At 39.9% G+C, this 8,071-nt stretch carries 6 protein-coding genes and 2 tRNA genes; 4 read left to right on the top strand and 4 right to left on the bottom strand.

Translation table 11 applies throughout. The features are described 5' to 3' along the window. Nucleotides 1-159 precede the first annotated feature (159 nt). Entirely contained in the window at nucleotides 160-1,410 is a 1,251-nt protein-coding gene (locus Q8M41_RS18145; protein WP_305366724.1) for a hypothetical protein, read from the top strand. Nucleotides 1,411-1,803: 393 nt separating this feature from the next. Here Q8M41_RS18145 and Q8M41_RS18140 read toward each other — a convergent pair whose 3' ends face one another. The 3 genes from Q8M41_RS18140 to Q8M41_RS18130 all read right to left on the bottom strand — a co-directional run bounded on the left by Q8M41_RS18140 (nucleotide 1,804) and on the right by Q8M41_RS18130 (nucleotide 3,532). Beyond that, on the bottom strand, nucleotides 1,804-3,024 hold the full coding sequence (locus tag Q8M41_RS18140; protein WP_305366723.1) for a site-specific integrase: 1,221 nt from the start codon (nucleotides 3,022-3,024) through the stop codon (nucleotides 1,804-1,806). A 252-nt stretch (nucleotides 3,025-3,276) separates the two neighbouring features. Then, a tRNA-Glu gene (locus Q8M41_RS18135) sits at nucleotides 3,277-3,348 on the bottom strand. 111 nt (nucleotides 3,349-3,459) lie between these two features. Beyond that, nucleotides 3,460-3,532 (bottom strand) — tRNA-Met (locus Q8M41_RS18130). A gap of 153 nt (nucleotides 3,533-3,685) precedes the next feature. On the opposite strand from Q8M41_RS18130, the gene era reads away from it, so the two are divergent. The 3 genes from era to Q8M41_RS18115 all read left to right on the top strand — a co-directional run bounded on the left by era (nucleotide 3,686) and on the right by Q8M41_RS18115 (nucleotide 6,334). Beyond that, on the top strand, nucleotides 3,686-4,564 hold the full coding sequence (gene era / locus Q8M41_RS18125; protein ID WP_305366722.1) for a GTPase Era: 879 nt from the start codon (nucleotides 3,686-3,688) through the stop codon (nucleotides 4,562-4,564). A 249-nt stretch (nucleotides 4,565-4,813) separates the two neighbouring features. After that, on the top strand, nucleotides 4,814-6,115 hold the full coding sequence (der, locus tag Q8M41_RS18120) for a ribosome biogenesis GTPase Der (RefSeq protein WP_305366721.1): 1,302 nt from the start codon (nucleotides 4,814-4,816) through the stop codon (nucleotides 6,113-6,115). Nucleotides 6,116-6,142: 27 nt separating this feature from the next. Next, nucleotides 6,143-6,334, top strand: a complete 192-nt coding sequence (locus Q8M41_RS18115) for a hypothetical protein (protein WP_305366720.1) — start codon at nucleotides 6,143-6,145, stop codon at nucleotides 6,332-6,334. On the opposite strand, the gene Q8M41_RS18110 is transcribed toward Q8M41_RS18115, so the two are convergent. Then, on the bottom strand, nucleotides 6,328-7,965 hold the full coding sequence (locus Q8M41_RS18110; RefSeq protein WP_305366719.1) for a S41 family peptidase: 1,638 nt from the start codon (nucleotides 7,963-7,965) through the stop codon (nucleotides 6,328-6,330). The genes Q8M41_RS18115 and Q8M41_RS18110 overlap by 7 nt on opposite strands. Nucleotides 7,966-8,071 lie beyond the last annotated feature (106 nt).

Below are 8,071 nucleotides of genomic sequence, written 5' to 3'. Positions count from 1 at the left end.
GGGAACCTTTATTTACGATCTCCATCAATTCCTCAACTTCTCCTTTACTGAGTTTAATTGTATATCGTATCATAACTGATTGTTTTACGAATATACAATATATTTTTATTACGTCATAATATATTTAACTTAACACTAGTTTATACAGGGGATATAGCCTTGGAAGAAATTACTGATAAAATATACGACAAACTATTAGAGTCTGATATCAATAATGTTACAAAAGCATTTTGTGAGGTTTCAACAGGCAATGTTAAAATTTTAGTGGTTGCAAAAGCAGATAATGAATTGGACGAATCCGGAAATCTTAAAACTAAATTTAAACACGTGCAAAATTTAAACGATCGTGTTAAAAGTTATGACGAACTTCCTGACTACATATTAGATGAATTCACCAAAATGACCTCGGGTTTGGTATCAAATGTAGCACTAAAATCTATAACAAGCCTGCGAAACAACACTTACAAAATTTTAAGCATATATAACAAAGAAATTGATCCTGCTTTTTTATCGCACCGGGCCTTGTTGCCCACTCTCGATGATGCTGGTGATCTATTAAAGCAATCACTAGTTGATAGTTTTTCTTCAATTTTAGATTATGACAATGTAATTGCACATTGTTCTTACACACCTATTAAACTTTGGCTACAAAGTAATGAGTTCTCAGAAAAGGAGATAAAAGTCAAGAAACAAGCCATACGAATAAGAAAAAGCAATCTAAAAATTTGGCAAAATGAAGGCTTTAAACTTGCTATAAATAAGGCTTGGGTTAAGCAATTGCCAAACATTGAGGTTAATGAAAAAAATATTGCTGATGAATTTAAAAACCAGAAGGATGTAACGCTATATTTTACTCCTGATAACTTCATTCCTAAAGACACCAATGAAAAATTTTCGATTTTAACCCATCACAAAAGTAACTATGCAACAGCATCTTATAAACCTAAGTTATCTTTAGGTACAATTATTCGAGGGGTAAAATCTGGTCAGTTTTGGTTTTGTCTTCAACAAAAATGTGATAGTGTCCGACTTGGAAGTGAGTCAAGAAGATTTCTTTTTTTACCATTAAATTTGAATGAGAATAAGTTTAATTTTCTTATCAAATCAGGAGATAACTATATTAAGCTTAAGGTTAATTATGATACACATAGCATAAGAACTATTAGATTCTTGGCAACAGAAGAACAAATGGTGGTGGCAAGGAGATTTGGTAAGGGTTTAAAATATTACTTCATTCCAGAATATTACAAAAAGCATAAAAAATACGATAAGGATAACGATCAACTCTTTGAATGGGTAATGGATTTAAAAGATGCTCATGCGCAACGTGTTGCTAATTTATACGCGTCTCAATTATCTAGAGTGGGATTGGACGAATCTGAATGGCTTCGGAAATGGTCTTCTACCTAATACCAATTCGATCTTGATAAATGAGATTAGAAATAATATTATAATAAGTCAATCCAATTTCACCGCCTCTGCAAATTTAGCCACGCCGGACAGGCGTAAAGGCTATACAGAGCGGGCGGTTTTTAATTATTTTCATGGGCTTGCCCGGCCTTGACACCCGTCCGGCTATCCGCTGTTTGCTGCTTAAGCGGTAAAATGAACAGGACTGATCAATAGATTTGGAATAAGTCCTTAACAAAAATATTCTTAATCTTAAGGCATCAAGTATGACGTTTTTACGTGACTGGAATCCGGACATTAAATATAATTTGCTGATTTACAGTTTATGATTACGTGACTGGAAAAATTCAGATTGAAGATTCAGGCTATAACAATAATGCTATAGCCTGATTGCTACTTGATTGATAGCTTCTCTTTTAGCATCCGCATATCATCACTCACTTTAATATCCAAAATCTTCGCATAATGCTGCGTTGTTTTAATATTTGTATGTCCTAGCATTTTGGAAACCGTTTCTATAGGCACGCCATTGCTTAAAGTTACTGTGGTAGCGAATGTATGTCTTGCAATATGGAAGGTCAGCGTTTTAGTAATCCCGCAAATGTCTGCGATTTCTTTCAGGTAGCCATTCATTTTCTGATTGCTTAGTACCGGCAGAAGAGTTCCATCAGCATCACAATGAGGATGATCCTTGTATTTGTCCAGTATCTCCAGAGCAACGCCTAACAAAGGTATCCGGGAAGACGTGTCCGTCTTTTGACGGGTAGTGAAGATCCAGTTTTCGCCGTCTACCCCCACACCTATTTCAGAGCGTTTAAGTTTTTTGATGTCTATATAGGCCAGCCCGGTATAGCAGCAGAAAAGAAAAATATCCCTCACTTGAGCCATCCGCTCAATGCCGATTTTTTTCGTGCACATGGTTTCCAGCTCGTCTTTGGTCAGGAAAACCCGCTCGCCTGCCTTTGCTTTCGATTTATAATTGATAAAGGGATTTGTGGGTATCCAGCCATGCGCCAGGGAACTATTCACGATCTTTTTAAGGTTTTTAATGTATTTGGCTCCCGAAACACCACTGATCTTACATTCACTGCGTAGGTAAAACTCAAAGTCGATAATAAAAGCATGGTTCAGCTTATTCAGCTCAATATCTTCTGCTTTATACTTCCAGCCGATAAAAGCAGTCAGGTGCTTAACGGTGGTGCGATAGCCTTTTAGGGTATTCGGCTCAAAGCCATTGCCCAGCAGTGCCTCAATCCTTTCATTGTGCTCCTTAAAAACATCAAGCAGCATTTTCGACTTTTGCCTTTTCTTGCCGGTCAGCATGTCGCGCAAATTTTCGGCGGTGATCTCTTTCCCGGCTTCCATCAGCAGGTGATGACATCCGCTTAATTTCGCCTGGAGGCTGTCAAGAAAGGCATTAAGTGCACGGGCATCTTCTTTCGTTCCGTTAGCTCTTCCGGCATGAGAGTTCCAGCGGGAAGCTTCCCATTCGCGTCCGACAGATACTTCCGTGCGCTGTCCGTTTACGCCGATTCTTAGAGAAATGGGGAGTGGCCCCGTCTGATTTGAGTTTCGCTTTTTAAGGTAAAAAAGCACATTGAAGGTGGTGAACATAATAAAAGGGGTTAAAACGTAAAACAAATTTACCTTTCGCAGCCCCCTCCCGCAAGATGTTCATTGATTGAACATGCTGATTGTCAGTTTATTACATCGTTTCTGGTGAACACTATTTCCTTGAAAAAGTGTTCACCGGATTGTTCACCAGAATTATGCGAAAACATGCATATTTTGGCAAATTGATTCCAACAAAAAAGCCTGCAATCATCTGATTTGCAGGCTTTTAATGTGTTTTGCTATTGTTTCCAGTAGCCCGTAGGGGAATCGAACCCCTGTTTCCAGAATGAAAATCTGGCGTCCTCACCCCTAGACGAACGGGCCTTTAAAGCTAAAAGCTTATCAGGTAAAAGGTAAAAGCTTCCCGGAGATGCTTATTACTTGCTTATGCTTTCAGCTTTACGCTTTATGCTTTCAGCTTAATCCTACCTTAGGTAGCGGGAGCCAGACTCGAACTGACGACCTTCGGGTTATGAGCCCGACGAGCTACCAACTGCTCCATCCCGCACTGTATCATATTCTAACGGTTATGAACCGGCGGGCGAGGCCCGCACTGTGACAATTTTAAGCTTAAAGAACGTCTCTGTGTTGCTTTTAAATTGGACTGCAAAGATATATTTCGTTTCTTTGCAGTCCAAATAAATTTTAAAATAAATTTTACATGTCTCATAAAGCCGGATTTGTTAGTCTGATAGGGAAACCAAACGTTGGGAAATCAACCCTGATGAATGCTCTGGTAGGAGAAAAACTGTCAATAGTCACTCCAAAGGCACAAACTACGAGGCACCGCATTTTGGGCATCGTGAACGAGCCTGAATATCAGATCGTTTTTTCGGACACCCCAGGAGTAATCAAACCGGTGTATGGAATGCAGGAATCCATGATGAGTTTTGTCAATGGCTCTCTTGTCGATGCAGATATCGTCTTATTTGTCACCGATATCAATGAAAAATATGATGAAGCTGATGTAATTGAGAAATTAGCTAAGACCAGCTCACCTATTGCCGTGGTTATCAACAAGATCGATAAATCAAGCGAGGAATTGGTTAAGGAAAAGATCCTTTACTGGCAGGGAAAATTGAACCCTAAAGCTATTTTTGCAGTTTCGGCACTTCATGATCATAATGTTCCCGCAGTAATGCAATTCATTCTTGATAATCTGCCCGAACATCCGGCTTATTATGACAAAGATACCCTGACTGATAAGAACGAACGCTTTTTTGTTTCGGAGATCATCCGCGAAAAAGTTTTCAAATTATACGATAAAGAGATCCCTTACAGTACAGAAGTGATCATCACCGCTTTTAAAGATGAACCGAAAATAATACGCATCAGTTCTGAGATCATTGTAGAACGTGATTCGCAAAAGAACATCATCATCGGTAAAGCGGGTGAAATGCTTAAAAAGGTTGGAACCTATGCCCGTAAAGACATGGAAGAATTCCTTCAGAAAAAAGTGTTCCTCGAAATGTTCGTGAAGGTTATCCCCGATTGGAGAAACAGGAAGAATTATTTGAAATCGTTTGGATACGAAGATTAGTAGTGAGTATTGAGTAGAGAGTATTGAGATAGGAAATGGTAGCTAGTTTGGAATGATTTACAAATAATTACGATTACCGATTTAGAATATAGAAGAGATTCTTGATACGAGGATTAAATAGAACCAAGAGCCGGGAATCAAGAATTACAGGCTCCTAGAATAATAAATATAACATATCAGGTTGAAGTGCGAATGGAGTAAGACTTAATTGTCTTGCATCTTAGCTCTTGGATCTTGGATCAAAAGCAAATGAGTAATATAGTAGCAATCGTAGGCCGCCCCAACGTAGGGAAATCTACATTATATAACAGATTAACCGAAACGCGTAAAGCCATCGTGGATGACTTTAGCGGAGTAACCCGCGACAGGCATTACGGAGTCGCTGAGTGGACCGACAAGCATTTTACAGTAATTGATACCGGTGGTTACGTGGCGCACTCTGACGACGTGTTTGAGGCCGCCATTCGTGAGCAGGTGGTGATCGCTATTGAAGAAGCTACAGTCATCCTTTTTATGGTTGATGTGGTTACCGGCGTGACTGATCTTGATGATGATATCGCCAAGCTTCTTCGCCGCAGTAAAAAACCGGTTTTCGTCGTGGTGAATAAGGTGGATAATAACCAGCGCCTTACGGATGCTAGCATATTTTACAGCCTTGGTTTAGGTGAAATATATCCGCTTTCTTCCATGTCGGGCTCTGGTACCGGTGAACTGCTTGATGAAGTGATCAAACATTTTGAAGAAGAAGCTGAAGAAGAAAACCAGCTTCCAAAATATGCAATTGTTGGTCGCCCAAATGTTGGCAAATCATCCCTGATCAATGCCCTGATTGGAAAGGAAAGAAATATTGTTACCCCTATTGCAGGTACAACACGCGATTCGATACATATCCATTACAATCAGTTCGGGCACGAATTCATGCTGATCGATACCGCTGGTTTGCGTAAGAAAACAAAAGTTAAGGAGAACATTGAGTTCTACTCGGTGATGCGTACAATCAAAGCACTGGAGGAAGCTGATGTGATTATTCTGATGATTGATGCTATTGAAGGCATTGAATCGCAGGATATCAATATCTTCCACCTGGCCGAGAAAAATAAAAAGGGTGTTGTTATACTAGTTAATAAATGGGATCTTATCGAGAAAAACACTAAAACAACAGGTGTATTTGAAGAACAGATCTATGATAAGATTGCTCCCTTTACCGATGTGCCAATCGTATTTACATCAGTAGTAGAAAAGCAAAGGATCTACAAATCCCTTGAGGCAGCATCGAAGGTTTATGAAAATAAACTTAAAAAGATCCCTACCTCAAAATTGAATGATGTGATGTTACCAATTATTGAAAACTTCCCACCACCGGCTGTAAAAGGGAAATATGTCAAGATCAAATATGTAACCCAGATCAATGCGAGTTCACCAATGTTTGCATTCTTTTGTAACTTACCACAATACATCAAGGAACCTTATAAACGTTTTATTGAAAACAAACTTCGTGAGCATTTTGATTTCACTGGAGTGCCAATTCAGATTTTCTTTAGACAGAAATAATTATTAAACAAATTAAAATATTTAATCATGAAGAGATTATTTTTTACAGTTCTTGCAGCAGGTTTATTTGCAGTTTCATGTAATAGCGGTGCTGATCAGGCAGAAAAAGCAAAACAGGATTCACTTGCGGAAGTGGCTGCAGCCGACTCTATGCTCAATGCTGCAATGGAAACCGACTCACTGAGTATGGACACAATTACAGTTGATTCGATTCAATAGCCCATCACAAGGGAGGGATCTTTCAAAACTTCCAGCGATCGGCTGATAGCCTGGTCTCCGGAATTCAGCACTTTGTAGAACCCTTCATCTCCAAAATGGTATCGGGCTAAGAGGGCTCTGAGCTGGGTTTCGATTTCCTTTCTGGATGAAGCGATCTGAGTTTCGCCTGCCTTAACATTTCGTTTGGCAGCCATCTGGATTAGTTTCTTGATATCCTGATCACTCAGTCTGAAATTCTTAATCAACTCTTCTGTTGATTGGTAAACCTGATTTTGTCTGAGCAGATGGTTATACAAAACATCATTCAATATCCCTTTTGCTGAAAGCTCGTAATAAAGATCTGTGTATCCGGTGGTATCTACGGGAATGTAAATATCGGGCATAATGCCGCCCCCGCCATATAAAACTTTACCCGATTTTGTAGTGTATGTCTTGCTCTTGTTATAGAGTGAGTCGCCAAGGGTTTTTCCATCAGAACTTAGCTCTCCATTCCGGTAACGGTCTTTTACCTCGCTGTAATAGGCATCATTACCCTTTTTATACGACTTCTGAATGGATCTGCCGGATGCGGTATAATATCGTGCAATCGTAAGGTTTAATGCAGACCCATCACCAAAATCAAATTGCTCCTGAACAAGGCCCTTTCCGAAAGAACGTCTTCCGATGATCGTTCCACGCTCAAGATCCTGCACGGCTCCTGCAATGATCTCACTCGCCGAAGCAGTATTCTCATCAATCAGCACCACCAGTTTACCATTTTCAAAATCGCCCTTCGAACTGGCAAAATAATCTGTTCGCGGTTCGTGCAGACCCTGGGTATAAACTATCAACTCCTGGTCACCAAGAAATTCATCCGCAAGTGCTGTCGCCGAATTCAGGTATCCTCCGCCGTTATCCCTAAGATCCAGAACCAGATTCTTCATGCCCTGCTTCTTCAACTTTACAAGACTGGCATGAAAATCCTCGTCCGTTCTAGCTCCGAATTTGCTGATCTTGATATAAGCGCTCTGTCCGGTAAGCATATATGCTGCATCAATACTACTAACCGTAATCCTGTCGCGCAGCATACTAAAGCTCTTACGGGCAGTATCCCGTTTAACGAGCAGTTCAACTGACGAACCTCTCTTCCCTCTGATTTGATCAACAATATGCCTGGAAGTGACCCTTATCCCGGCTACCGGTTTCTTATTGATAGCCAGAATCTTATCCCCATGTTTTATTCCTGCTTTATATGCTGGCCCCCCTTGTTTTACAGAAGTAATCAGCAATGTATCATTCAATATATAATATTCGATACCAATCCCATTGAAATTCCCTTCCAGATCATCGCTGAGGAGCTGCGCATCTTCGGGAGCCAGATAGGCAGAATGAGGATCAAGATGCTTCAGTATCTCCTGAATGGCCATGTCTTCCACTGTATCCAGCTTCACAGAATCGACATAATTCTCATTAATAATCCGGATTACCTTTTCAACTTTAGACGAACGGCCAGAAAGCCCGAAAGACAGAAAAGAACCGTTTTTCGAGTTCTGATTTTCGCGAACGAGTTTAGGTCCAAGCCAAAGCCCTCCAATCAACACAGCCGAATATCCGGCAGCAATTAAAATATTTTTTCTGGTTCTGGCTTTCATCTTGTTAAGGCATCAAATTTATTGAATTTCAAGTGGCTTAAGCACAGAAATTAATCATTAAAAACGTTATTAATAATGATTCTAAATAATTTGTTTTTTTAAATCG

It is taken from the genome of Daejeonella sp. (assembly GCF_030684675.1).
Classification (GTDB): Bacteria; Bacteroidota; Bacteroidia; order Sphingobacteriales; family Sphingobacteriaceae; genus Daejeonella.
This window is presented reverse-complemented; position numbering and strand designations above follow the sequence as displayed.